The organism is Chitinimonas prasina, assembly GCF_030160395.1.
GTDB lineage: Bacteria > Pseudomonadota > Gammaproteobacteria > Burkholderiales > Chitinimonadaceae > Chitinimonas > Chitinimonas prasina.
The window spans coordinates 1341508-1366289 of the sequence record NZ_BSOG01000001.1; the positions used below are offsets into that span (position 1 = coordinate 1341508).

21 protein-coding genes and 4 tRNA genes are annotated in these 24782 nt (G+C 64.9%); 19 read left to right on the forward strand and 6 right to left on the reverse strand.

Features of this window, described 5'->3' with window-relative positions:
* The first annotated feature begins 220 nt into the window (after nt 1–220).
* Nucleotides 221–2095, forward strand: a complete 1875-nt coding sequence (locus tag QQK16_RS06205) for a reverse transcriptase family protein (RefSeq protein WP_284195558.1) — start codon at nt 221–223, stop codon at nt 2093–2095.
* A gap of 105 nt (nt 2096–2200) precedes the next feature.
* On the opposite strand, the gene QQK16_RS06210 is transcribed toward QQK16_RS06205, so the two are convergent.
* The 5 genes from QQK16_RS06210 to QQK16_RS06230 all read right to left on the reverse strand — a co-directional run bounded on the left by QQK16_RS06210 (nt 2201) and on the right by QQK16_RS06230 (nt 5522).
* A complete protein-coding gene (locus tag QQK16_RS06210; protein ID WP_284195559.1) occupies nt 2201–2635 on the reverse strand; it encodes a DUF3592 domain-containing protein in 435 nt (144 codons plus the stop codon).
* Nucleotides 2636–2813: 178 nt separating this feature from the next.
* Entirely contained in the window at nt 2814–3281 is a 468-nt protein-coding gene (locus QQK16_RS06215; protein WP_284195560.1) for a DUF3592 domain-containing protein, read from the reverse strand.
* Nucleotides 3282–3393: 112 nt separating this feature from the next.
* Complete coding sequence (locus tag QQK16_RS06220; protein ID WP_284195561.1) at nt 3394–4101, reverse strand: Bax inhibitor-1/YccA family protein; 708 nt, start codon at nt 4099–4101, stop codon at nt 3394–3396.
* Between the two features lie 178 nt (nt 4102–4279).
* Entirely contained in the window at nt 4280–4975 is a 696-nt protein-coding gene (locus QQK16_RS06225; RefSeq protein ID WP_284195562.1) for a suppressor of fused domain protein, read from the reverse strand.
* Between the two features lie 253 nt (nt 4976–5228).
* Nucleotides 5229–5522 carry a helix-turn-helix domain-containing protein gene (locus QQK16_RS06230; protein WP_284195563.1) on the reverse strand — a complete coding sequence of 98 codons (294 nt, stop codon included), beginning with the start codon at nt 5520–5522 and terminating at the stop codon, nt 5229–5231.
* 207 nt (nt 5523–5729) lie between these two features.
* On the opposite strand from QQK16_RS06230, the gene QQK16_RS06235 reads away from it, so the two are divergent.
* The 8 genes from QQK16_RS06235 (at nt 5730) to QQK16_RS06270 (ending at nt 10265) form a co-directional block, all read left to right on the forward strand.
* Nucleotides 5730–6005 (forward strand): hypothetical protein, encoded by a 276-nt coding sequence (locus tag QQK16_RS06235; protein WP_284195564.1) that lies wholly within the window; start codon nt 5730–5732, stop codon nt 6003–6005.
* Nucleotides 6006–6295: 290 nt separating this feature from the next.
* A tRNA-OTHER gene (locus QQK16_RS06240) sits at nt 6296–6367 on the forward strand.
* Nucleotides 6368–6613: 246 nt separating this feature from the next.
* Nucleotides 6614–6686 (forward strand) — tRNA-His (locus QQK16_RS06245).
* A 261-nt stretch (nt 6687–6947) separates the two neighbouring features.
* Nucleotides 6948–7151 (forward strand): hypothetical protein, encoded by a 204-nt coding sequence (locus tag QQK16_RS06250; protein ID WP_284195565.1) that lies wholly within the window; start codon nt 6948–6950, stop codon nt 7149–7151.
* 371 nt (nt 7152–7522) lie between these two features.
* Nucleotides 7523–7596: transfer RNA gene (locus QQK16_RS06255), tRNA-Pro, on the forward strand.
* Between the two features lie 77 nt (nt 7597–7673).
* Nucleotides 7674–7749: transfer RNA gene (locus QQK16_RS06260), tRNA-Trp, on the forward strand.
* A 505-nt stretch (nt 7750–8254) separates the two neighbouring features.
* Nucleotides 8255–8830 (forward strand): HNH endonuclease, encoded by a 576-nt coding sequence (locus QQK16_RS06265; RefSeq protein WP_284195566.1) that lies wholly within the window; start codon nt 8255–8257, stop codon nt 8828–8830.
* Between the two features lie 136 nt (nt 8831–8966).
* Nucleotides 8967–10265, forward strand: a complete 1299-nt coding sequence (locus QQK16_RS06270; protein ID WP_284195567.1) for a nucleotide sugar dehydrogenase — start codon at nt 8967–8969, stop codon at nt 10263–10265.
* Here QQK16_RS06270 and QQK16_RS06275 read toward each other — a convergent pair whose 3' ends face one another.
* Nucleotides 10266–11822 (reverse strand): class I adenylate-forming enzyme family protein, encoded by a 1557-nt coding sequence (locus QQK16_RS06275; protein ID WP_284195568.1) that lies wholly within the window; start codon nt 11820–11822, stop codon nt 10266–10268.
* 152 nt (nt 11823–11974) lie between these two features.
* Between QQK16_RS06275 and QQK16_RS06280 the strand changes: the two genes are divergently transcribed.
* From QQK16_RS06280 to QQK16_RS06325, 10 genes are all read left to right on the forward strand, one after another.
* Nucleotides 11975–12745, forward strand: a complete 771-nt coding sequence (locus QQK16_RS06280; RefSeq protein ID WP_284195569.1) for a class I SAM-dependent methyltransferase — start codon at nt 11975–11977, stop codon at nt 12743–12745.
* Nucleotides 12746–12769: 24 nt separating this feature from the next.
* On the forward strand, nt 12770–13042 hold the full coding sequence (locus tag QQK16_RS06285; RefSeq protein ID WP_284195570.1) for an acyl carrier protein: 273 nt from the start codon (nt 12770–12772) through the stop codon (nt 13040–13042).
* Nucleotides 13039–14145 (forward strand): hypothetical protein, encoded by a 1107-nt coding sequence (locus QQK16_RS06290; RefSeq protein ID WP_284195571.1) that lies wholly within the window; start codon nt 13039–13041, stop codon nt 14143–14145. The genes QQK16_RS06285 and QQK16_RS06290 overlap by 4 nt, the downstream gene beginning before the upstream one ends.
* Nucleotides 14142–15251, forward strand: a complete 1110-nt coding sequence (locus tag QQK16_RS06295; protein ID WP_284195572.1) for a radical SAM/SPASM domain-containing protein — start codon at nt 14142–14144, stop codon at nt 15249–15251. The genes QQK16_RS06290 and QQK16_RS06295 overlap by 4 nt, the downstream gene beginning before the upstream one ends.
* Nucleotides 15241–19326 (forward strand): non-ribosomal peptide synthetase, encoded by a 4086-nt coding sequence (locus QQK16_RS06300; protein WP_284195573.1) that lies wholly within the window; start codon nt 15241–15243, stop codon nt 19324–19326. The genes QQK16_RS06295 and QQK16_RS06300 overlap by 11 nt, the downstream gene beginning before the upstream one ends.
* On the forward strand, nt 19319–20485 hold the full coding sequence (locus tag QQK16_RS06305) for a radical SAM protein (protein WP_284195574.1): 1167 nt from the start codon (nt 19319–19321) through the stop codon (nt 20483–20485). The genes QQK16_RS06300 and QQK16_RS06305 overlap by 8 nt, the downstream gene beginning before the upstream one ends.
* Nucleotide 20486: 1 nt before the next feature.
* A complete protein-coding gene (locus tag QQK16_RS06310) occupies nt 20487–21344 on the forward strand; it encodes a glycosyltransferase family 2 protein (RefSeq protein WP_284195575.1) in 858 nt (285 codons plus the stop codon).
* Nucleotides 21332–22279, forward strand: coding sequence for an NAD-dependent epimerase/dehydratase family protein (locus tag QQK16_RS06315; protein WP_284195576.1), 948 nt, complete (start codon nt 21332–21334; stop codon nt 22277–22279). Before QQK16_RS06310 ends, QQK16_RS06315 begins: the two co-directional genes overlap by 13 nt.
* A 237-nt stretch (nt 22280–22516) precedes the next feature.
* Nucleotides 22517–23662: an ABC transporter substrate-binding protein gene (locus tag QQK16_RS06320; protein WP_284195577.1), complete on the forward strand. Its 1146-nt coding sequence runs from the start codon at nt 22517–22519 to the stop codon at nt 23660–23662.
* A gap of 106 nt (nt 23663–23768) precedes the next feature.
* Complete coding sequence (locus QQK16_RS06325; RefSeq protein ID WP_284195578.1) at nt 23769–24779, forward strand: ABC transporter ATP-binding protein; 1011 nt, start codon at nt 23769–23771, stop codon at nt 24777–24779.
* The last annotated feature ends 3 nt before the right edge of the window (nt 24780–24782 follow it).

Consider the following 24782-nt stretch of genomic DNA (forward strand, 5'->3'; position numbering starts at 1 on the left):
GGATCGCCGTCCTTGTACCTAGCTGCCCCACGCGTCACTGGCCTGCTCTTCACTGGGCCGTAACACACCCCTAGCGCCATGACGGTGCGGCTTGTGCCAAGCCCGATGGCGCTAGGGGTGCGTTACGGCTTCGAGTGGAACAGTCCAGTCTACAAGGCTCTTCGATGAGAACCCCGCCATCGCGTTCCCCCCTCTGTCCTGCCCGGCGTAGCGCCACCTTATGAGCGACGCCGCCCAAACCAGCCGCGAAGCAGTCATCGCGCGCATCCGTAACAGCAGCAAGGACGCCGTCGTCCTGGAAGAAATGCGCCGCCTGGGCTTCTGGCCCCAGGGCCAGGCTTCGCCCGCTGAGGGCGAGGTGGCTGCGCTGATCGAACAGGAAGCCGCGCTGATCCAGGAGCTGCAACAGATCAACCGCAACCTGGCCCGCGTGCGCGACCCACAGGCCGCGCTGCTGGAGATGAAGAAAGAGCGCATGGCGGCTGCCAAGCGCCGCCGTGAGGAAACCCGCCAGCGCCATGCCCAGCTGCGCTACGAGCGTGCCACCGCCTGGCATACCCGCATGCAACAGGACATCGTCTACCTGGGCGCCGGTGTATCGGCAGGCCTGGATGACGCGCGCCACGATGCCGCCAGGCTGGCCAGCAAGCAGCTGCCGCTGCTTGATGGGCCGCAAGCGCTGGCCGCTGCCATGGGTGTGCCATTGGCCGAGCTGCGCTTTCTGGCTTATCACCGCAGCGTCTCGCGCATCAGTCATTACCGCCGCTTCGGCATTGCCAAGAAGACCGGCGGCGTGCGGCTGATCTCGGCCCCCATGCCGCGCCTGAAGCGTGCCCAGTACTGGGTGCTGGATCGTATCCTGGCCAAGCTGCCACTGCATGAGGCGGCGCACGGCTTTGTGCCGGGGCGCTCCATCGTCGGTAACGCCCTGCCCCATGTCGGCCGTGCCGTGGTGCTGAACCTGGATCTGCAGAATTTCTTTCCCTCCATCGCCTATCCGCGCGTGCGGGGCCTGTTCCAGTCGTTTGGCTATTCGCGCCAGATGGCGACCTTGCTGGCCTTGATCTGTACCGAGACGCCCAGCGAGGAGGTGGAGCTGGATGGCAACCGCTACCATGTGCAGACGGGTGAACGCTGCCTGCCGCAAGGCGCGCCGTCCAGCCCGGCCATCACCAATCTGCTGTGCCGGCGGCTGGACCGGCGGCTGACTGCCACGGCGGCGAAGCTGGGCTTTAGCTATACCCGCTATGCCGACGATATGACCTTCTCGGCCGATGCCCCCCAGGCCGACGGCCTGGCCCGGCTGCTCTGGCGGGTCAAGCGCATCATCGCCGACGAGGGCTTTACCCTGCACCCGGACAAGCAGCGCATCATGCGCGCTGCCAGCCGGCAGGAAGTGACCGGCGTGGTGGTGAACCGGCAGCCGGCCATCTGCCGCGATACGCTGCGGCGTTTCCGGGCGACGCTGTTCCAGGTGGAAAAGGATGGCCCGCTGGGCAAGCAGTGGAATGGCAACAGCAACGTCATTGCCGCGCTGGAGGGCTATGCCCGCTTTATCGCCATGGTGGATCCCGCCAAGGGCGAGCCGCTGTGCCAGCGGGCCGCCTTGCTGCGCGCCAAGTGGGGCTCGGTACTGCCGGCGCCCGCCAGCACCGGCTATCGCCGCGCCTTCCGCTCGGCCAGCGCCGAAGGCCGGCAGACGCCGGGCCGCATCTGGCTGCCGGCTGCACGGCCTGTGCCCCAGTTGGAGCAGACCGACCAGCAGCAACGCGAGCAGCGTGCCGCAGCGCGCGAGGCCGCGAAGCCCGCCCCGGTGCCACAGACCACCTCCAGCCGCCCCACCGCCACACCGCCTGCAGCCCAGCCGCAGGGCGCCAACCGGGCTGGCGCTGGCTGGGTGCAGCAGTACTACGGCCTGCTGGCCGTAGGCCAGTTCATGGCCCTGCTGGCCATCGGAGTGCTGGGGCGCTTCTGGTTACTGCCGCTATGTGGCCTGGCATTGATGCTGTATGCCCTGCGCACCCGCCATATCAGCGGCTGGCATTTTGCCCTGGCCTTGGTGGTGGGCATCCTGTTCGATGGGGTATTGCACTAAGCGCGCCAACAAAACCCTGTTGGCGGCGCAAAGCGTCGTTAGCCATCCCCCTGTGGAGCACTCCCCGGATTCTGGTCGCAGGCATGCCGGCCAGTGCCGGGCCGCTCAGCTGCGGCGATAGATGGCCATGGCTATTGCGCCCAGCAGGCAGGCGGCGCCAACGCCAAGCAGGAAATCCGAGCTATCTGCGTGATTGGACAACACGACGACCTGGGTGTCCTCGGGCAGATAGCGTATTTCCAATGGCGCCATATCGCGTGGAGATTGATTCCGCAGGCTCTTGCCCAGGCGGTCGGATAGATCAACCGAGGCCCGCACCGAACGTCCGCTTTCGGTTTCATATTGGATGCTGGCCGAGTAGTTCCGGTTGCGCCAGTCTATGGTCTGCCAGTCCACACTTTCGATGGTGGCTTCGGTCGTTACGCCATGGTCCTCCAGCGCCCGGTTGTCGCGGCGTTCCTGATAGCCTTGGTACAACATGATGGCGCCCACCACAGCAAGGACGGGTAGGGTTAGCGCATCTCTTGTCGACTCGAACATCGGTCTATTCCTTCTGTTTTGCAGCTGTATTGCCTTAAGCCAGGCAAAAAAAACCATGTGGGTACAGGTGCAAGGTGCCTCGCTGTACTTCAAGAAAGGGAAACTATCGGGGGGAAGGGAACAAATAAACACACCGGCCTTGAGCCGGTGTGTTTGTTTTCTGCCTGGCTACCGTAGATCAGGCAGCAGCCGTTTCCATCTCGCCAGCAGATTTCTTTTTGTAGCGACGGTAGAGCACCACGCCTACGGCAGCCAGCAGGGCCACGGCGCCGCCGCCGAACATACCGGCGGAGTTGTCCTGGTGGTCGGCCAGTTCTATCACCGTGGTGTCTTCCGGCAGGTACTTCACCTTCAGCGTGCCGGGGGCGTCGCTGTCGCGCAGCTGCTTGCCTTGCGTATCGGGCAGCTCGACCGAACCGGCGATTTCCTGGCCGGCTTCGGTGGTGAAGCGGATATCGGCCTTGAAGTTGCGGTCACGGCCACGCTTGGTGGACCAGTTAACCTGCTCAATCACGGCCTCAGCCAGCTTGCCGTGATCATTCAGGGCCTTGCTGTGGCGGTATTCCTGCACGCCGCTATAGAGCAGGCCTATGCCGACGAGGATAAGGACGGGTACTAGCAGAAAGCTTTTGATTTTATCGATCATGACGGCATGTATGTATCGGTATGCAATGAAGGAAAGAGCGCAGCCCAGCCTGCTGGCTGGGCTGCGCCAAAGGTTTGCCGCGGCGGCGGCATTCATGCCGCCGGGGCAGCGATCAATCGTCGCTGCTAGCCAGCGAAAGCAGTATGCGCAGCACGTACCAGAGCATCAGCGCGATGGATGCGAACAGGTGGAGGGCGGCGCCGGCGGGGCGGTCGGTGGGGTAGTGATGAATGATGTTGGAGGTGTCGTACAGCACACAGCCACCGGCAAACACCACCATGATGGCGGAGAACCAGATGCCCAGCTGGAAGCCGAAGATCACGCTGGCGATGATGGCGCCCAAGGCAACCATGCCACCGATGCGCAGCATGCCGCCCATGAAGGAGAAGTCCTTCTTGGTGGAGAAGGCCGTCCAGGTCAGGCCACCGACCAGCAGCAGGGTGATAAAGCCGGCGGCGGGGATGGCTGCAGGCGAGATGACGGCCGCCAGGGCGAACAGCGGGGCAAAGATCAGGCTCTCTGCCAGCACGTAGATGCTCAGGCCAACCAGCTGCTTCTGGTTGCTCTCGGCATTATCGGCCAGATGGGTGGCCAGCCAGCCCACCACCATGAAGCCGCCCATGAAGGCCAGCCACATATACTTGCCGCCGGCCAGTACGCTCAGCATGGCGCGGCCCAGGCCGGCGACATGGAAGACGGCCGAGATGGCAACGAACGACAGCATGGCCACACTGAGGTGGACATAGGTGGAGCGGATGAACTCGGCGCGGCTGTTTACCGCCATGCCGCCACTGGGGCCGCCTTCATAGATTTCTTGCACAGTATTTCTCCCTGATTATCAGATAGTTCGCATGCATTTGGCATGTCGGGGCGAATTCTAGCAGCCGCTTGCGGGCATGCCCGCCTGCTTGGGGGCGAGTGTGAATAGTTGTGTCGCAACCAGGATGGTCCAGGCAGCCAGACTGCTGCTGCCTGACCCATCCCGACGGCTATTTCGCCTAGCCGGTCAGACGCGACCAGAGCCGCGACAAGCCGCCCTGCTTGGGCAGGACGCGCTCCAGATCGCTGAGCTGGCCCACTCCCTGGCTGATCAGCTGCTTGAGCAAGGCTGGCGTGCCGGACTTGCGCGACAGCGTGACTTCCTCGTCGGTGATGACGGTGATCACCAGCATCTCAACCTGGCCGGCGGCCGACTGCAGGGTCTGCGGCAGCGGGGCGAAAGCCTTGGTGATCATCAGGTTGACCGGCGCCGCTACGCCGATATCCAGTCCGCCAGTGGTCATGCCATCGTGTGCTTCCACGATTTCCAGAAAACCTGCCTCGTTGACCACCTCGGCATACAGGGTCTGGGCGATTACCTGCAGCGCCCAGTCGGCGGGACCCTGGCTGATCACCATTAGCTCATAACCCAAGCCGGCGTCCCGCTCTCCGGAGAAGGCTTCGGGATCGCTGAGCCCGCAGGAGGCATAGATATGGGTGCCTGGCCCGTAGATATCGGACGCTATGCTCAGGATGCGGCCCTGCCAGTAACCGTCCAGCGCTTCGGCGTGGAATGGGGTGGCTGATACCTTGCCCAGCTGTTGTTCATAGAAGGCCAGCAAGGCCGTGTCGTCGAACCCGGTTGCAGGCAGGCCCTGCAGCAGCGCATGCGCCGTGGACAATGTTTGATTGGTGGCATTGGCCTGATCGGTCATCTGACTACCCTCTCCCTTTGGTGTTTTATATGACCGGCTGCATGCTACGCAGTGGGCGCAGGCCGGTCATACCCCATATGGGTGAGTGATGGCGACATTCGGTGTGGGTACAACAGGCCCGTGAGTGCTCGAATCGTTGCAGGCGTGCGGCCTGTTCCGTTGCTGACGAAAGCCAGTGAGGGCGGGGGGAGCAAACTGGGATAGCCTGCTGAACCCCTCACCAACAAGTTATGACTTGAGCCATAAGCAGGCGCTAGTCCGGCGGGGTATCGAGGGTGATGAACAACTCGTCTATGCGGCAATCGAACAGATTGAGCAGGGCATCGAGCACATTGGTATTGAGCTTTTCGGCCTGGTTGTCGACGATGCGCTTGAACTGCGAATAGGAGATATCGCAGCCACGGCTGATGAGCTCGCGGTAAAGCTTGGAGATATCGCGGTAGCCGTGCTGGGCCATCAGCACCCGGACATTGAGTGCAAGGCGGCGTTGGCCATACTTATAGCCCTGGCCGGCCGGTGTGCTGGCGGAATCGGTGGTATCTGGCATGCATGTCGTTCCTCACTACGACATTCGCATCATACCGCAGCGGGTCGCCAGGCGCACTTTATGGCCCTTTGGTGAAAAAAATGTGCATCAGATGGAAATAAATTGATTGCAGGGGCTTGCGCGCGGCTTTTTTATCGTGCCATACTGCATCCCATACCAGCCCGATAGCGGGCCGGCACACTTGAATTTCGAACTGGAGCTGCAAACGTGAACACCCTTTCCATCAACCTGATAGCAGTCAGCCGGCGCATGACGTCGTGGCTGGCTGTTGCGGCCGGCGCTGGCGCCGCTCGCCTCGGGTTGCCGGAGAGCGTGGCTCAGGCGTTTGCCGCCAAGCCAACGCTGGCAGGCCAGCCAGCCGCCCGCCATGAGCGCAAGCACCAAGAAGTCTGCCTGGGCAAGCTCAATCAGTACCAACAGGCATGGCATGTGTACAGGAAGCATCCGGGGTTTACCCCACAGGTCGCTGGAGGAATACGCTAGCGACGGATCGAAACACTCGATCAGGCTCCAAGCCCGGATGCTCCAAATGGACTCCGGGCTTTTTGTTTTCTTGGCATTGGAGTTATCGATGAACCTTCACCTCAAGCGGGCGGCGTGCCTGCCGGACAGTGGTACCGGCCCGCAACCCAGCAGCAGTAAAGCCCTCGCTCGGCGGGGCCTGTTCCCGGTACTTATCGGATACGGACAGCAACGATCTTTCACAACATGGCGTCGTACTGCCCCCTCCCCTGTGCCCAGTATGTGCATGGCGTGGTTGCCGGGGCAGCCGCGTGGAGGTAGCTCAATCGGTAGAGCGCGACCCAATGTGGTCGAGGCCGTGGGTTCGAATCCCACCTTCCGCGCATTCACGTAAGTGGCTTCTGTGCTGGCTGTTGCCTGCCTGTGCCGGCAAGGTCGCGGGTGCGATGGCTGCCAGGTTGGGGGCAGCGGTGCAGAGGCTGCTTACGTGAATTTGATACATCTTTAGTAAGGGGTAGCCAGCCTGCCTCTTTGCGCACCGTTCGACTTCTGGTGAGGTCACTGGGCTTTCAATCCAGTCAGAGGAGATCGTAACTCCTACGGTGTACCAGTTTCGCGTGTACTTCGGGGAGATCGTAGCTCAGTTGGCAGAGCCCCAGGTTGTGGTCCCGGTGGTCATCGGTTCGAATCCGATCGGTCTCCCCGGCCTATGGACCGAATGCAGCTTTGCTCGGCGAGCTGCGCTTCACCCGGCAAAGCCGGGTGCTTGGGGCCAAGGAGAACTCAGACCGTGCCCGCTTGATTGTATCCACACCCCCCGCCCTCGCCGCCGCGAGGGAGCCCTTCGGGTAGCAGTCTCACGCTGCCGCCATACCAAGGACATTGCTACTGCCTCAACTGGGCAGTTTCGACCATTTTATGTTTCATATACGCGCCATTCAGGCGGCAGGAAGGAGAGTCATCATGGCAAACCACACAAGCATCAAGAAGCCGTCGCTCGATGCCTTCGAGCCGCTGACCCCATTGGCCATGCAGGCCGCGCGCGAGTTGCTGAGCCGTGGCGGGGTGTTGGTCAGGGCCAGTCGCAGCATGGTTGAGATACGCAGGCAGAACCAGCTGGCCACGATAGATGGCGCGGCTCGGGTGACCTGGCGGCCCGCGCTGTAGGGCGCGGCCTGTATTGGCGCGGCCAGCACTGGCACGGCCTGCCTTGCCGTCGAACCGGTGTCATTCTTTTGTTGGGGTGTAGCTCAGTGGGTAGAGCACATGGCTTTGATCCATGTGGTCGGGGGTTCGAATCCCTCCACCCTTGCCAATTCAGGTAGATATACAACTCGGGTAATTAAAAAGTGCTGACCGTAGTGAGGCAATTCGCGGCGCTTAACAGCGCTGCGCCCTACCCTTGGCGGCCATATTTTCGGCGGGAGCCTGCTGGTAAGGCGGGCGGCATTTAGGCTGCCTTCGTGGGTTCGAATCCCACGCCCGTATTGGCATCTGCCAGGCGCTCCCGGCGCTTGTGCCAGATATTGATCTGTCTTCGAAGCGTAGCGCAGCCCGGTAGCGCACCTGGTTTGGGACCAGGGGGTCGTCAGTTCGAACCTGACCGTTTCGACAAAAAAACCGCAAAGGTTTCGACCTTGTAGTCAGAACCTGTTCGGCCACACCCTGCCTTTGCAGGCATCTATATCCGGCTCAGTAGCGCAATTGGCAGCGCAGCGGATTCCAAATCCGAAGGTTGGAGGTTCGATTCCTTCCTGGGTCGCCATCTTCGCCTCCCGGCAACTTGCACGTAGGCACTAGCTTGCGATGCCGGTGTGCCGGGGGAGACACATCCATGCAGCACCAGGGCGCCCTCACGCCCGTCTGGCGGATGCCAGGGTGCTGCGCCCGATAGGGGAGGCAGGCTGCCTCCTACCAGAACGCCACGGTCTGGCTGGCTGTGGAAAGGGAGGCCCGCCATGCCCTTGCACCGTAGGTGCCTGGGGTAGATGGGGATGGGCCACGCACGGGCATGGCGGGGGCCTGTGTGGATATATTCAGGTGTCGGGCGGTGGCCCGGTTGCCGTTGCTTCGTCCGGTTTTCCGCTGCGGCGGCGGCCGGCCGGTGCTGTCGTGCCTGTGTCAGCAAGTTATTGATTCACATGGCGCCATAGAGACTACACTGCAGGCAAGGGTGGGGTCTTGTGATGCCCGGATGCCGTATATCGCGCGCGGCCCTTGGCGCGATACCAACCCAGAGAAAACCAGATACATGTAACCAAGGTGACATCATGACCATGAAGCAAGTGCTGACCCTCGATATCGCCGGCCGACCCTATGCCTGGCTGAATCCCGAAGAAGCCGTAACCTACTACGCCAAGAACAAGGTGGCGTGGGAACTGGGCCGTGCCCGTGCCGTGTTCCGTGGCGGCTACAACCACCATGGTGCCCGTTCGCGCATTGAAGTGGCGCCCATTATTGCCATTGCCGGCAGCGAGATCATGGCCTCCATGGCTTGGGATCAGCTGGTGCTGAGCGACCGCGACAATACCCTGCTGTTCAAGCGAGACCAGAATACCTGTGGCTACTGTGGCCGCCGTCTTGCCCGCCGCTACCTGACCCGTGACCACATCCTGGCCCGCAGCCGGGGTGGCAAGGATACCTGGACCAATTGCGTGACTGCCTGCCGCGACTGCAACCAGGCCAAGGGCGCCAAGATGGTGGAGGATTTCCGCCCCCTGATCTATGTGCCTTACGCACCCTGCCGGTTCGAGCATTTCCTGCTCAGTGGCCGCAATGTGCTGGCCGATCAGCATGCCTACCTCAGGGCCAAGCTGCCCAAACACAGTCGCCTGCGGGCACACTGAAAGCCAAGCGTTCCAGCCGGACACTTGGCTTTTTTTCTGCCTGCCGGGTTTGCAGGGCTGTGAACCTGCCCACAGGCAAACCGCCAGGGCGGCTGCTAGGATGGCGCCATTGTCTGCCGTCTACCGGAGCCTGTGCGTGTCCCTACCCCCCTTGCATCCCGATGGCCAGCCCGTACGCATAGCCGTGCTGGGCTTGGGCTACGTGGGGCTACCCCTGGCGGTGGCCTTTGCCCGGTTTTTCCCGGTGCTGGGTTTTGATACCGATGCCGCCAGGGTGGCCGCCATCCAGCAGGGCCACGACGCCACCCGCTCGGTGAGCGCCGCCGAACTGGCGGCGGCAAGCCAGCTGCGTTGCAGCAGCCAGCCTGCCGACCTGGCAGGCTGCAATGTCTATATCGTCACCGTGCCTACTCCCCTGGATGCGGCGCTGCAGCCTGATCTTGCTGCGGTGCTGGCGGCCACCCGGCTGGTGGGTCTGGCCATGGCGGCGGGCGCGGTCGTCATCTACGAATCCACCGTCTACCCCGGGGTGACTGAGGCGCATTGCGCCCCGCTGCTGGCCCAGGTATCGGGTCTCTCCTTCAACACCGGCTTTGTGGTGGGCTATAGCCCTGAACGGGTCAGCCCTGGCGATGGCACGCGGCGGCTGGCCGATATTTGCAAGCTGGTGTCGGGTTCCACCCCGGCGGCGGCAGAGTTCATAGAGGCCCTGTACGGCTGCGTCGTGCCGGCGGGCGTCTATCGTACCGGCAGCATTGCCGTGGCCGAGGCGGCCAAGCTGATAGAAAACACCCAGCGCGATCTCAATATCGCCTTGGTAAACGAGCTAGCCATGGTGTTCTCGCGCCTGGGGCTGGATACCGTGGAGGTGCTGGAAGCGGCCGGTAGCAAGTGGAACTTCCAGCCCTACCGGCCTGGCCTGGTGGGGGGGCACTGCATCAGCGTCGATCCCTATTATCTGTGCCACCAGGCCCGCACCGTTGGCCATACGCCGCAGCTGGTGCTGGCAGCCAGGCAGGTGAACGAGGGCATGGCCCGCCATGTGGCGGGCGAGGTGCTACGGCTGATGGCACGGGCTGGCCTGGCCGTGGCGGGTGCCCCGGTGTTGGTGCTGGGCTTTGCCTTCAAGGAAGCCTGCCCCGATATCCGCAATACCAAGGTGGCAGACCTGGTGCGCGAGCTGCAGGCCTGCGGTGCCAGGGTGGATATCTACGACCCCTGGGTCGATGCCACCGAGGCCTTCAGGCAGTACGACCTCCGCCTCCTGAGCCAACCACCCCAACCGGGCCGCTATGCCGCCCTGGTGCTGGCCGTGCCGCAGCCGGAGTTCTTGAACTGGGGCGTGGCGGGCCTGCGGGCGCTGGGTCAGCCCGGCCATGTGCTATACGACCTCAAGTCGGCCCTGCCGCAGGGTGCGGCGGATGGGCGATTGTAGCTACTGGCTGTCTGCAACCGACAGGGCCGTCTTGTCGACCTTGCCGCTGCTGGTGCGTGGCAGCTGCTCCACCAGGCTCAGGTACTGGGGTACATGGCTGGGTTCCAATTGCCGCCGGCAGGCGGCCAGCAGGCTGTCGACATCCAGCAAGGCACCGCTGGCGGGCAGTACATAGGCCTTGATGGCGTGGCCCCAGACGGGGTCGGGCACACCGATGACCGCCGCCTCCCTGACGCCGGGCTGTGCCAGCAGGGCCAGCTCCACCTCGCGCGGCGCCACCTTTTCGCCGCGTGATTTGATCACCTCGTCCATCCGCGCCACAAAGTACAGATAGCCCGCTTCGTCCTGCCGACACAGGTCGCCGGTGTACAGCACCTGCTCGCCCGGCAGGGGGCCGGGCCGCAGGCGGCGAGCGGTGGCCTCGGGTTTGTTCCAGTAGCCCCGCATGACGGTGGCACCGCGTATCACCAGCTGTCCTACCTGCCCCGGCCCCAGCTTCTGGTCGGCCTCGTCCACCAGCCATAGCTCGGTGCCGGGTATGGCCAGGCCCACACTGTCGGGTTTGTGCGGCAAGTCCTGCGGCGGCAGATAGCTGCAGCGCTTGCACTCGGTCAGACCATACATGGCAAAGAGCTGGGCCTGGGGGAACAGCCGTTGTGCGGTGGCGATATGGCCCGGCGCCAATGCAGCGCCAGTGCTGCTGAGATAGCGCAGATGAGGCAGCCCGACCCTGTCCAAGGGCATTTCGGCCAGCAGCGCCAGCACGCTGGGGACTAAAGGCCAGGCGGTGACTGCCTCGCGCCTGGCGCGGGCCAGCAGTTGCGGCAGGATGGCGTGGGAGCGCTCCAGCAGCACCCTGGCGCCGACAGCGGTGGCCAGGATCAGCTGGTACAGGCCGTAGTCGAACGACAGCGGCAAGGCCGCCAGGATCACATCATCCTGCCGATTGCCCAGGTAGTGGTTGATGGCTGCGGTGGCGGCCAGCATGTTGCGGTGGCTCAGCATCACCCCCTTGGGCTCGCCAGTGCTGCCCGAGGTATAGAGGATGGCGGCCAGATCAATATCCAGGTTCTGCCCCGGTGGCTGAAAGCCGGGTGGCAAAGCGGCCAGCGCGGCAGCATGGCTGCATAGCCCTGGCAGCGGCTGGGTGGCAACGCCGTCGACCAGTACGCAGGCGAGCTGGTGGGATTGCCCTAGCAGGGGGGCGTGCTGGTCGGCCAGTGGGGCATCGGCCATCAGAGCACGGGCGCCGGTGTCGTGCAGGTAGTAGGCCAGCTTGTCGCTTCGGGTATGCGGGCTCACCGGGCAGACCACCGCGTCGGCCTTGAGCACCGCCCACAGGGCGAGCACGCTGGCGACGCTGTTATCGGCCAGTACGATGACCCGATCACCACGCACCAGGCCGGCCTGCAGCAGGGCGTGGGCCAGGGCGTCGCTCTGGCGGGCCAGCTCGGCGTAGCTGAGACGCTGCTTGCCGCAGACCAGGGCGATCTTGTCGGGCAGTTGCTGTGCGCTGTGCGCCAGATAGTCCTGCAGCAGGGAGCCGGGCAGACGCATCTGTGAAGTCCTTCACTATGCCCAGTTGGGCGATGAACTAACATGGCGCTAAACCTGTGGTGATGCAAGCCATCACTGCATGACTTGTGAAGCGCGTCACAGGGCATGGGCCCAAGCGCTGACCTGATCAGGTATAGACAGGAGGAAGAGCATTGGATGAAGTCGCACGCCAACCGTCGGTGCAGGAGAGTGCCTGGCGCCTGCTCAAAGGCCTGCGGCCCCGTGCCGTAGACCTGGCCAGGCTAGCGCTGATCCAGCAGCAGCCGGCCGAGTGGCTGGCCCAGCCCGACCATCTGGTCACGCTGCTGCCGCAGCTGGGCCTCAATGACGAAGGCTTGGCGGAGTTTCCGCCCGCACTGCATGGTAGTTGCGGCCAGGGCCTGCGCATCTGGCAATACCCCATCCAGTTCGGCCCCTATCTGGCCCAGCTGGCCCGCCTGCAGGTGCGCTCCTATCTGGAGCTGGGCATACGCCACGGCGGCAGCTACCTGGCCACGGTGGCGCTGCTGGAGCGGTTTCGGCCGCTGGATTTTGCCGTGGGGGTGGACATCATTCCTTGCGCTGCCATGACCGAATACCAGGCCATCAACCCGCGCAGCCGGTTTGCCTGCCTCAACAGCCAGTCTGCCGAGTTCACGGCGCTGCTGCAGCAGTACGGCACCGTAGACCTGGTGTTCATCGATTCGCACCATGAGGAAAACCAGTGCCGGCGGGAGTTCGCGGCGTTGGTGCCCTACGCCAACATGATTGCCTTCCACGATATCAGCAATATCGGCTGTCCCGGCATAGCCAAGGTCTGGCAGGAGATCAAGGCGCTGCCCGGTTGGACCTGCCATGAGTACACCGAGCAATACCCTGGTCTGGGCCCCTATATGGGGATAGGCCTGGCCATCAAGAACAGCCGTCTGGACGAGTTGGGCTAGCGTGCCAGGACGGCGGAGGAAAACATGCAAACCACTATCGCAACCATCAAGGCCATCGTGGCCAAACTCAAGCGTGACCCGGCCCTGGCCCAGAGCCTGGGGGATACCGCCGACCTGATCAACGAGGTCGGGCTCGATTCCTTGGAGATGCTGCAGTTCATGCTGGAGGTGGAGGAGCGCCTGGGCATAGAGATCGACTTCGACGCGTTGGAGTTCGATTACCTGCGCTCCATCGCCACCCTGGCGGGCTTTCTGCAGAACATGCCACGGCGCCAGGCGGCAACGGGGCTGGCATGAGTGCACCGGTCGCCGTCATCCTTACCTCGGCCGTCGGGCTGGGGGTCTATATCCCCGCCCTGTTGATACAGGGACGCCTGCGCCAGCAGGGGCTGGTCGTGCGCTGTGAGGTGCTGGAGGACTATTACACCGCCAGCCGCCAGCAAAGCCATATTGCCCACGGCGAGGCACATCACGCCGATTTTGCCCTGGCGCAGCTGGCCCACCGCATGGCCCGCGACGTGCAGGGCTGCCTCGACGGCGAACGGCTGCAGACCTTGCTGGCGGACTGGGCCCGGCAAGGTTGCCGCCATTTCATGGTGTGGTCAGGCTTCTGGCTGCCCATCCTGGCGCGCTACCAAACCCAGACCGGCTGGGCGCTGGAGATAGACCATTGCCGCATCGATGCCGAGATGTCGGCGTCTTTCCGGGTGCATGCCGATCTCGCCGCCCAGGGCCGGGAAATCTGGCTATGGCATGGCGATGCCGGCCGGCTGGTGTATGAGATACCCGTGGGTAGCGCCCCACCCCTGCCCTGGCAGCAGCGGCAGGCGCGGCTGACCGTCCATGGCGGCGGCTGGGGCATAGGCACCTACCAGGCGCGGGCCGAGGCGCTGGCGCAGGCAGGCTTCGCGCTGGATCGCGTCATCCACACCGAGGCGGAAGCCACCGTCGCCCGGCCCGGCGACGCCTGCTTCCTGCTGCAGCCCGGCTGGCGGGCCTGGCACCGCGATGCCGCCGGTGAGCTGCAGTTCCCAGCCATGGGCGAAGTCACTGCTTCACGTGAAACCCTCTATCTGCGGCATGCCCAATACCATGTGCTGTATGACGTGATACGCCGCAACCAGGCCATCGTCAGCAAGCCGGGCGGCTGCACCCTGATCGATTCGCTGGCATCGGCCACGCCGGTCGTGCTGCTGGAACCCTATGGCTATGCCGAGGCCCGCAATGCCGACATCTGGCTGCAGCTGGGCTTTGGCATACGCTACGAGGACTGGCGCGACAGCGGTTTCGATCCCGCCCTGTTGGAACAGCTGCACCACAATCTGCTGGCTCACCCCGGGCGCGGCACCGACTACCCTCAGGCCTATGCAGCCAGGCTGCTGCAGGAGCAAGCCGCATGATACGGTTGTCCGACGCATTGGCTGCCCCTTCCTGGGTGGTGATACAGCTGCTGGAGCAGTGCAATCTTCGCTGCACCATGTGCTACGAGTGGGGTGACAATGGCGCCTACCATGGCCTGGACAAACTGGCGACGCTGGATCTAGAGCTGGTGCTGCGCACGGTGGACGAGTGCCTGCCGAGCAAGCCCACCTTCGAGTTCTTCGGCGGCGAACCCCTGCTCTACCCCGGCATCTGGCAGGTGATACGCCGCATACGCGAGGGCGGCTGCGAGCTGGCCTTCCCCACCAATGGCACGCTGCTGGAGAAATACGCCGAACAGCTGGTCGACCAAGGCCCCACCCGCTTGTGGATATCACTGGATGGCCCGGCGGCCATCAATGACAGGCAACGCGGCCGTGGTGTGTTCAAGCGGGTGATGCGCGGGCTGGCCAAGCTGCAGGCGGTGAAGCAGGCCAGGGGCAGTCGCTACCCCGAGCTGGGCATCACCTATGTGGTGACACCGGCCAATTGCGATTTCGTGGCGTCCTTCTTTTTGCAGGATATCGATCTCAGCCTGTTGTCCTGCGTCAGCATCGAGCTGCAGAGCTATGCCACCCATGCCCAGACCGAGGCCTATGCCGAGGTGCTCAAGACCAAATTCGGCGTGCAGGGTGCCCCCTGTGCTCGTGCCTATGCGCGCGATCCGGCCATTTTCGCCGGTATAGACAGCGACAGCCTGACAGCCCAGCTGCAGGCCGTGGCAAACGCCTGTGCCGAGCGTGGCATCCTGTTCCACAGCCAGCCCAAGACCCTGCAGGCCGACAATATCCGGCAATACTTCTCGGCCAACTGGCAGGCCATGGTAGACCGCAAGAGCCGCTGCGGCGTGCCCTGGCTGGCCGCCGAGATTTCGGCGCGGGGCGAGGTTAGTACCTGCCATTCCTTTTACGACCTGCCCATAGGCAATATCCACCAGCAACCCTTGCTGGAGATCTGGCGCGGCGAGCGGCTCAGGCAGGTGCGCGAGCATCTGCGCGGCCAGCTGTTTCCCATCTGTACCGCCTGTTGCCGTTATTACGGTGGCGCCGGTGCCCTGCCTGCACCGGCGGCCCAGCATGGCGGATAGCGCTGCCACTCATGCGGGGCATGCCGCCCGCTGGGGTGCGGTGCGGGCTGGCCTGCAGGCGCAGCGCCAGGCGCCGCCGCTGGCACGGCAAGACCGCAGTGGGCCGCTGCCGGCCAGCTTTGCTCAGCAGCGGTTATGGCTGCTGGAGCAGTTGAGCGGCCCCAGTGCCCAGCACAATCTCTGCGTGAGTCTGCGCCTGCGCGGCTCGCTGCATACATCGGCGCTGCAACGCAGCCTGGCTCTGCTGCTGGAGCGGCACGAGGCCCTGCGCACCACCTTGTATCTGGACGACGGCGTGCTGTTGCAGCGCATACATCCGGCCACAGACTTTCACTTGCCGCTGCAGCAGGTGGCCGATGAGGCCGCGCTGGCCGAGCTGGCCCGCACCGAGGCGGCCACGCCGTTCGACCTGAACCGGCCACCGCTGCTGCGCGCCAGCCTGCTGCAGCTGGATGCTCAGCAGCATTGCCTGCTACTGACCCACCACCATCTGGCCTTTGACGGTTGGTCGTTCGAGGTATTCATGGCCGAGCTGGGGCAGCTGTATGGCGCCCTGGCCCAGGGCCAGCCTGTACAACTGCCCCCTCTGCAATGGCAATACGCCGATTACGCCGCCTGGCAGCGCGGCTGGCTGCAGGGCGAGCCGCTGGAGCGACTGCAGGCATACTGGCTGGCCCGGATGGCTGGGCCACCCGCCGCGCTGCAACTGCCCGCCGACAAGCCGACAGGCGGGGTGGCGCAGCGGCGTGGCGCCTGTGTGCAGTTCGACCTGTCGCCGGTGCTGAGCCAGGCCTGCAGGGCCATGGCCGCGCAGGAAGGCGTGACGCTGTTTGTACTGCTGCTGGCGGCCTACCAGACCTTGTTGTACCGGCATGGCGGCCAAGCCGACATCGTGGTTGGCACGCCTGTCGCCAACCGCAACCGGCGGGAACTGCAGGGCCTGGTGGGCCTGCTGGTCAACACCCTGCCGCTGCGCAGCCAGATGCAGGGCGAGGCCAGCTTTCGTGGCCTGCTGGGGCAGTTGCGGCAGACGGTGCTGGAGGCCTACCGCCACCAGGACATGCCATTCGAGCTGCTGGTGCAAGCCTTGCCCCTGCCGCGCCAGCCGCACGTGCCCCCGCTGGTGCAGACCCTGTTTGCCTACCTCAACCTGCCCCCTTCCGGCTGGTCGTTACCTGGGCTGGTGGTAGCAGCCGACAATGTGGCCAATGGCACGGCCAGGATGGACCTGAGCCTGACCCTATGGGAGCGCGATGGCTGCCTGGGAGGCCAGCTGGAGTATGACTGCGACCGCTTTACCCCCGCTGCGGCCAGTCGCATGCTGGCGCAATGGCAGACCCTGCTGGCGGCCGCCGTGGCAGAACCGGGCCTGAGCCTGGATGCCCTGCCTCTGCTGACGCCACAGGCGCTTGAACTGGCCTGGCGGCAAGGCTGTGGCCCCAGGCCTGATTACCCCCGCGATAGCAGCATCCCGGCCCGCTTCGATACCTGGGCCGAGGCCCAGCCCGAGGCGCCGGCTCTGGTCTGCGGCGGGCAGATACTCAGCTACGGGGCCTTGGCGCGGCGCGCCAACCAGCTGGCACACAGCCTGGCCGGCCAGGTCAGCCCTGGGGCGCTGGTCGGTATCTGCCTGCCGGCCGGGGTGGACTACATCGTGGCCATGCTGGCGGTACTCAAGTGTGGTGCTGCCTTTGTGCCGCTGCTGCAGGATGAACCGGCGGGCCGGGTGCTGGCAGCCCTGGGCGGCCGGCCGCTGGCCGCGGTGTTGAGCCATGCCGGCTTTGCACCGCAACTGGCAGGGCTGGCACCCGTGCAGCTGCTCGACGCCACTGCGCTGGCTGGCCTGTCGGAGACGCCGCCGTTGCGCCCGGTGGTGGCGGACGACCTGGCCTATGTGATGTTCACCTCCGGCTCTACCGGTACGCCCAAGGGGGTATGCACGCCGCACCGGGGAGTGTTGCGGCTGGTGCTGGGTGCCAACTACGCCGACCTGGGGCCGGGCCACACCCTGCTGCAGTTGGCGCCGCTGCCGTTCGATGCGGCAACCTTCGAGGTCTGGGGCGCCTTGCTCAACGGCGCGCGCCTGGTGCTGCCGCCCATGCCCCGCCCCAGCCTGGGCGAGATAGCCGGCCTGATACGGCAGCATGGTGTGACCACACTCTGGCTGACCACCGGCCTGTTCGAGGCCATGCAGGACGCCGAGCCTGCAGCCCTGGCCCTGCCTGGCCAGTTGCTGGTGGGGGGCGATGTGCTGTCGCCCGGCCATGCCCGGCGCTACCTGCAAGGGCTGCCCGCTGGGCGTTTGATCAATTGCTATGGCCCGACCGAGAACACCACCTTCAGTACCTTTCATACCGTGACCCTGGCCGATACCGAGGGCGCCATACCGCTGGGCCGGCCGGTGAGCCATACCGATGTGCACATACTGGATAGCCTGGGGCAACCGGTCCCCAGTGGCGTGGTGGGCGAGGCCTGGCTGGGCGGCGACGGCCTGATGCGGGGTTATCTGGGCCAGCCCGAGGCCACGGCGGCTGCCTTGCAGTCACCGCCGCTGGCCCAGGGCCAGCCGCTGTACCGCAGTGGTGATCTGATGCGCTGGCGCGAGGATGGCACGCTGGCCTTTGTGGGCCGGGTTGATGGCCAGCTCAAGCTGCGCGGCTACCGGGTCGAGCCGGGCGAGATCGAGGCCGTACTGGCCAGCCACCCGCTGGTGGCCCGGGCGCTGGTCTGCGCGGCGGCGTCGCGGCAGCAGCTGCAGGCCCATGTGGTGGCGGTACCGGCCTGCCCGGACGAGGCCAATTTGCGCGTACTGCTGTTGGCCTATCTGCGGGAGCGCCTGCCGGCGCCGTTACAGCCGTCCGAACTGTGGCTGCACGCCAGCCTGCCGCTGACGCCGACAGGCAAGCTGGATAGGGCCGCGCTGCAGCGACTGCCCAGGCCGGCTGCCGCCGTAGTCGCCCTTGGGCCGCAGACCATGGCCATCGCCCAGGTATTTGCCGACCTGTTGGGGATGCCGCAGGTAGGGCCGGACGAGGATTTCTTTGCCCTGGGCGGACACTCCCTGCTGGCGCTGCGGCTGGTGGCGCAGCTGGAAACCCTGCTGGGTTGCCGCCTGCCCCTGGCTGCCGTGTTCGAGCATGCCACCCCTGCAGGCCTGGCCGGCCAGCTCGGCCGCTTGGCTGCCGAGCCGGTGCTGCGAGCTGCGGGGCTGGTGGAGATACGCCGAGGCGATACACGGCAGCCTTTGTTCATGCTGCCCGGTGGCCGTGGCGGTATGGCGGAGATGACCCTGTATGCCCGCCTGATGCAGCACCTGGCCGGTGACAGGGCAGTCTACGGGCTGCTGCTGGACGATGCCGGCCCCTTGCCCAAATCGGTGAGCGAGGCAGCGGCCCGGCATATTGCCACCCTGCGCCAGCAACAGCCCCAGGGGCCGTATGCGCTGGCGGGCGAATGCGTGGGCGGGGTGCTGGCCTACGAGATGGCCGGGCAGTTGCAGGCGCAGGGCGAGACGGTGGCCCTGCTGCTGTTGCTGGATAGCTGGTGCCCCACGCCGTGGCGGCGCTGGCACTGGCGCTGCTGGCAGCAACCCAGCTTGTTGTGGCGCTTGCGGCTACCGTTGGCACGCCTGGGCTGGCTGGATTTCTGGGCAGCCTGGCGCGGGCATGTCCGCCAGCGGCCGGCTTTCCGTCCGCGCCGCAGCCTGCATTATTTCTATCACGTCGCCCTCACCCAGGGCCGGATTGCCGCCGCCTGGTGGCGCAAGCTGGCGCAGGTGGGCCGGGCCGAGGCGGGCAAGGAGTCCAGCCATGCCCAGGGAGCGAACCATATTGCCCAAGCCATGCGCTACCGGCCCAGGCCGCTGGATCTGCCAGTGCAGTTGCTGCTGTCGCAGGCCAACCAACAGGCGGGCTTGGCGCGCGACTGGCAGGCCCTGCTGGGCGGGCGACTGCGTTGCTGGGTGGCACCGGGCGACCATGAATCGTATCTGCGTGATACCCCGCAAGCCACAGCCCAGGTGCTGTCGGCCTGTCTGGCTGCCACGCTGGCAAGCAAGGAGCAACACCATGGATAGGACCAAGGGGCCGCGGTTTGATCAGCAGGCCTTTGAAAAACTGCGCCGCATTGCGCCCAATATCCTGGCCAGCCGGCGGGCCGAGCTGACCGGCGCCGAACAGGCGCGGCCGGTGCCCGAGGAAGTGGCCTTCAAGCTCACCAACCGCTGCGACCTGCGCTGCAGCCATTGCTATCAGTGGAATGAGGCGGGCTACCACCGCATGCTGCCGGCCGGTGCCAAGGGGGGAGACATGGACCTGGCGGTCATCGCCAAGGTGTTGGCTGCTACCCGTGCCCGCAAAAGCAATGTCTACCTATGGGGGGGCGAGCCGCTGGTCTATCGCGATTGGGATGGCCTGGTCAACCTGCTGGTGGCAGACCCGCGCTGGGTGGCCCTGTGTACCAACGGCACCCTGATTGAAAAGCGACTGCCGGGCCTGTTGAAGCTGTCGGCACAGCTGGAGGTATCGGTCTCGCTCGATGGCTTCGAGGCCGAGCATGATGCCGTCCGTGGTCAGGGCAGCTTTGCCCGCTCGCTGCAAGGCTTGCGCACGCTGCTGGCGGCGCAGCGGGCGGGCGACTACCGGGGCGAGATCACCGTGAACTTCCTGATTACCGACCCCATGGTGGCCCGCATGGCCGAGTTTGTGACCTGGCTGGAGCAGGAGGGCGTGGGTACGGTCTATGTCAGCTTTCCCTGGTTTTTGTCGGACGAGGCCAATGCCAGGATGGATGACTACCACCAGCGCCACTTTGGTACGCCCCAGGTGTTTGGCCGGCCCAGCTGGTATTCCTATAACTACCGGCTGGCGGCCGATCACCTGGCCGCGCTGGCGCAGGGCATGGCGGCGCTCGATGCCCGCCAGGGCCCCATCAAGCTGCGCTACAACCCGTCCCTGAGCGCGGCCGAGCTGCCGGCCTTTATCGGTGGCAGCGATGTGCCGGCGCAGAACAAGCAGCGCTGCCAGTCGCTTGCCACCCGCATGGATGTGTTCCCGGATGGGGAGGTGGTGTCCTGCAAGTTCTTCCCCGAGTTCCGCATGGGCAACCTGGCGCAGCAGGATGTGGAGGCCGTCTGGTTGGGGCCGCGCTTTCGCCAGCAGCGGGAGACGCTGGCGCGCTGCGGCCTGATGCCGGTGTGTGCCAAGTGCAATCTGCTCTATACCCGTGGGGGCTGAGATGGCCGAGCAGCCGCAGTTGCCGGAGCGCATGGACCGCGCCAGTCCACCCGCCATCTCGGTGATCATTCCCTGCTACAACTCGGCCGATACCCTGGCGGAGACGGTGGCCAGCGTGCTGGCGCAAAGCCGCCCGGCCAGCGAGATCATCCTGGTGGACGATGGCAGCGTGGATGAAACGGCCGCACTGATCGCCTCCCTGCAGCAGCGCCATGGCAGACGGCTGCGCACGGCATGGCAGGCCAATGCCGGGGTGGCGGCGGCCCGCAACCTGGGCATGGCGATGGCCCAAGGCCCCTATGTGCTGCCGCTGGACGCCGACGACAGCCTGCACCCGGCCATGCTGGCTGAATGCGGTGCCATGCTGGATGCCGATGCCAGCCTGGACCTGGTCTACACCGACCGGCAGGATTTTGGCGACAGCGAGCGCCGCTGGACATCGGGACGATTCGAGCTGGCCCGCCTGAAGTATTTCAACCAGCTGGCCTATTGCGGCTTGTACCGCCGTAGCCTGTGGCAGGCCGTGGGGGGCTACCGGGTCAATGTCAGCGGTTTTGACGACTGGGACTTCTGGCTGGCGGCCGCCCTGCACGGTGCGCGTGCCCTGCATCTGGCGGCGCCCTATCTCTTGCATCGGCGGCGGCGACAGTCGCAGCTATGGGACATCCTGCCCCGCTACGAGGCCCTGCATGCCCAGATCATGCTGAATAATCCTGCTGCCTATGGCGAGGCCGAACTGGCGGCGGCATGCCGCTACCTGGCCGATGGCAGCCCGGCGGCCGTACTGTCGGCGGCACGCCGCGTGTTTCTGCATCATTACTATGCCGACTACCCCGAGGACTTGCCTTGCGTATCCTGATTACCGGCGCCAGCGGCCAGATAGGCTGCAACCTGGCGCTACGCTGCCTGGCGGCAGGCCACACCGTGCATGGCGTGGACCAACGCCCCAATGGCTGGTGCGATGCCTACCCCGTGTTGCTACATGACCTGACCCGGCCCGGTACGCCCGGCCTGCTGACCACGCAACTGGCGGCCTGGGGCAAGCCGGATGTGGTGGTGCATCTGGCGGCCCATGCCAAGGTGCATCAACTGGTGCTGGAGCCCGACAAGGCCATGGAAAACATGGCCATGACCCAGCAGGTGCTGGAGTTCTGCCGGCAACATGGCCTGCCCATCGTCTTCAGCAGCAGCCGCGAGGTCTATGGCAATGCCAGGCGCGATACCACCGCCGAGGCGGATGCCGATTTTGCGCTGGCTGCCAGTACCTATGCAGCCAGCAAGCTGGCGGGCGAAGCGCTGGTCTACAGCTATGCCCGCTGCTATGGCCTGCCCTATCTGGTATTCCGGCTCAGCAATGTCTACGGCCGCTACGACAACGATCTGGGCCGCATGGAGCGGGTCATACCGTTGTTCATGCACAAGCTGCAGCAGGGCGAGGCGCTGACGCTGTTCGGCGCGGACAAGGTGCTGGACTTCACCTATGTCGACGACTGCGTGGAGGGGCTGTTCCTGGGCATACAGGCCCTGCAGGCGGGTGAAGTACGCGACCAGACCTTCAATCTGGCCAGGGGCGAGGGCCATAGCCTGCGGCAGCTGGCCGATTATCTGGCCGGGCTGCTGGGGCGGGCGGCCCAGTTGGTGGAGGCACCCACCCAGGCTGGCGAGATCAGCCGCTATGTGGCCAATCTGGACCACGCCCGCCGGCTGCTGGGCTATGCACCACAGGTATCGCTGCCCGAGGGGCTGCGGCGCAGCCTGGCCTGGTCGCGCAACTGGGCTGAGGCGCACGGATAGCCTTGGTGCAGCTTCTTACGGCGGCCCAGGCCGGGAGGGGCGTATCGCAAGTGCGGATGGTCTATATCTAATTGCCCGGCTAACCGGCCGTGATGATAAGAGCCGCTAACAAAACCCGGCGCAATGGTTCTGGCCAGGCGTGCAAACGTAGGCGCGTGCAGCAGACAGTACGTGGGTACGGCAAGTTTGCACAACAAGGCCAGAAGGGTTTTGTTAGCGGCTCCAAGGAGACCCACCATGCACGCACGCACGCTCTCTATCGCTGTTGCCGCCGCACTGGCAGGCAACACCCTGGCCGCACCACTACAGGCGCTGGGCAAGCCCGAAGGCAAGCTCAACATCATTGCCTGGCCAGGCTATATAGAGCGCGGCGAGACCGACAAGAACTACGATTGGGTAAGCGGCTTCGAGAAGGCCACCGGCTGCAAGGTCAACGTCAAGACGGCGGCTACCTCGGACGAAATGGTCAGCCTGATGAACCAGGGTGGCTATGACCTGGTGACCGCCTCGGGGGACGCCAGCCTGCGGCTGATCTACGGCAAGAAGGTGCAGGAGGTGAACCTGAAGCTGGTTCCCTCCTATGCCACCGTCGATAGCCGCCTGCAGCACGCGCCCTGGCACAAGGTGGATGGCAAGCACTATGGCGTGCCCTACCAGTGGGGGGCCAATTTCCTGGCTTACAACACCAAGATTTTTCCCAAGGCGCCCGATAGCTGGGGCGTGGTGTTCGACGAGCAGAAACTGCCGGACGGCAAGACCAACAAGGGCCGGGTGCAGGCCTACGATGGGGCCATCTATGTGGCGGATGCCGCGCTCTACCTGATGTACAAGAATCCCGCTCTGGGCATCAAGGACCCCTACGAGTTGACCGAGACCCAGTATGCCGAGGTGCTCAAACTGCTGCGGGCGCAGAAGCAGCTGATCCATCGCTACTGGCACGATGTGACTGTACAGATGAACGATTTCAAGAACGAGGGGGTGGCGGCCAGCAGTGCCTGGGGCTACCAGATCAATGCCTTGCAGGCGGAAAAATTCCCCATTGAAGGTGTGATACCCAAGGAAGGCGCTACCGGCTGGGCCGATACCACCATGCTGCATGCCGATGCCAAGAACCCGGTCTGCGCCTACAAGTGGATGGAGCATTCGCTCAACCGCAAGCTGCAATCGTCACTTGCCGAATGGTTTGGCTCCAACCCTGCCGTACCAGCCGCCTGCAAGGACAAGGTGCCTGGCGGCAGTGACTTCTGCAAGAGCAATGGTTTCGACCGCATCGCCCAGATACGCTTCTGGAAAACCCCGCAGGCCAAGTGCAGCACCCAGGCCAGCTGCGTGCCCTATAGCCGCTGGACGGCCGACTACATCGCCATCATGGGCGGCCGCTGATGCCGGTGGGCTGTCCTCAGCCCGATTGCTCCGCGGCTGCTGCGCGCACCGCTCTCCTGGCCGACCCCACGGTTGGCCAGGTTTTTTGCCCGCCACAGGTAGTGTGATGAATCATGCCGTCGAGTTCCAACAGGTATCGCGGGTATTCGATACCGTCCATGCCGTGGACAGGGTCGATCTAACCGTCGCCGAAGGCGAATTCTTTTCCATGCTGGGGCCCTCGGGCTCGGGCAAGACCACCTGCCTGCGGCTGATTGCAGGCTTTGAGCAGGCCAGTGCCGGCTGTATCCGCATCCATGGCCGCGACGCTGCCGGGGTGCCGCCCTATGAGCGCGACGTGAACACGGTGTTCCAGGACTATGCCCTGTTCCCGCATATGAGCGTGCTGGACAATGTGGCCTATGGCCTGATGGTGCGGGGAGTGGCGCGTGCAGCGCGGCACAGGCAGGCAGAACACATGCTGGCCATGGTCAAGCTGGCCGATTTCGGCGGCCGCAGGCCGGCGGCATTATCGGGCGGCCAGCGCCAGCGGGTAGCCCTGGCCCGCGCCCTGATCAACCAGCCCCGCGTGCTGCTGCTGGACGAACCCCTGGGCGCGCTGGACCTCAAGCTGCGCGAGGCCATGCAGACCGAACTCAAGGCCTTGCAGCGGCAGTTGGGCATCACCTTTGTCTACGTCACCCACGATCAGGGCGAGGCCCTGTCGATGTCGGATCGGGTGGCGGTGTTCAAGCAGGGCCGCATCGAGCAGCTCTCCAGCCCGCGCGAGCTGTACAACCGGCCGCGTACTGCCTTCGTGGCCGACTTCGTCGGCGGCGCCAATGTCATTGATGCCAGCCTGGCCCAGGGCCTGATCGGCAGGGCGCAAGCATTCTCGGTGCGGCCAGAACAGATGGATTTCGTCAGCGAGGGCGATGGTGGCATCCAGCTGGCCGGTACCCTGGTGGATGTGCAGTACCACGGTGCGGTCAGCCGCTACCAGGTGGCACTGGCCGATGGCCGGCAACTGGCGGTAAGCCGCCCCAACCTGCTTGATGCCACGCAGGTAGCGCCCGAGCCCGGCCAGGCCGTGACGGTGGGCTGGCCTGCCCACGCCATGGTCATGCTGGAAGCCTGAGCC

What these genes read in the sequence shown, in the direction of transcription:
- QQK16_RS06205 (WP_284195558.1), top strand. Translation starts at nt 221, where the DNA reads ATGAGCGACGCCGCCCAAACCAGCCGCGAAGCAGTCATCGCGCGCATC.
- QQK16_RS06210 (WP_284195559.1), bottom strand. Translation starts at nt 2,635, where the DNA reads ATGTTCGAGTCGACAAGAGATGCGCTAACCCTACCCGTCCTTGCTGTG.
- QQK16_RS06215 (WP_284195560.1), bottom strand. Translation starts at nt 3,281, where the DNA reads ATGATCGATAAAATCAAAAGCTTTCTGCTAGTACCCGTCCTTATCCTC.
- QQK16_RS06225 (WP_284195562.1), bottom strand. Translation starts at nt 4,975, where the DNA reads ATGACCGATCAGGCCAATGCCACCAATCAAACATTGTCCACGGCGCAT.
- QQK16_RS06230 (WP_284195563.1), bottom strand. Translation starts at nt 5,522, where the DNA reads ATGCCAGATACCACCGATTCCGCCAGCACACCGGCCGGCCAGGGCTAT.
- QQK16_RS06250 (WP_284195565.1), top strand. Translation starts at nt 6,948, where the DNA reads ATGGCAAACCACACAAGCATCAAGAAGCCGTCGCTCGATGCCTTCGAG.
- QQK16_RS06265 (WP_284195566.1), top strand. Translation starts at nt 8,255, where the DNA reads ATGACCATGAAGCAAGTGCTGACCCTCGATATCGCCGGCCGACCCTAT.
- QQK16_RS06275 (WP_284195568.1), bottom strand. Translation starts at nt 11,822, where the DNA reads ATGCGTCTGCCCGGCTCCCTGCTGCAGGACTATCTGGCGCACAGCGCA.
- QQK16_RS06285 (WP_284195570.1), top strand. Translation starts at nt 12,770, where the DNA reads ATGCAAACCACTATCGCAACCATCAAGGCCATCGTGGCCAAACTCAAG.
- QQK16_RS06290 (WP_284195571.1), top strand. Translation starts at nt 13,039, where the DNA reads ATGAGTGCACCGGTCGCCGTCATCCTTACCTCGGCCGTCGGGCTGGGG.
- QQK16_RS06295 (WP_284195572.1), top strand. Translation starts at nt 14,142, where the DNA reads ATGATACGGTTGTCCGACGCATTGGCTGCCCCTTCCTGGGTGGTGATA.
- QQK16_RS06300 (WP_284195573.1), top strand. Translation starts at nt 15,241, where the DNA reads ATGGCGGATAGCGCTGCCACTCATGCGGGGCATGCCGCCCGCTGGGGT.
- QQK16_RS06305 (WP_284195574.1), top strand. Translation starts at nt 19,319, where the DNA reads ATGGATAGGACCAAGGGGCCGCGGTTTGATCAGCAGGCCTTTGAAAAA.
- QQK16_RS06310 (WP_284195575.1), top strand. Translation starts at nt 20,487, where the DNA reads ATGGCCGAGCAGCCGCAGTTGCCGGAGCGCATGGACCGCGCCAGTCCA.
- QQK16_RS06320 (WP_284195577.1), top strand. Translation starts at nt 22,517, where the DNA reads ATGCACGCACGCACGCTCTCTATCGCTGTTGCCGCCGCACTGGCAGGC.
- QQK16_RS06325 (WP_284195578.1), top strand. Translation starts at nt 23,769, where the DNA reads ATGAATCATGCCGTCGAGTTCCAACAGGTATCGCGGGTATTCGATACC.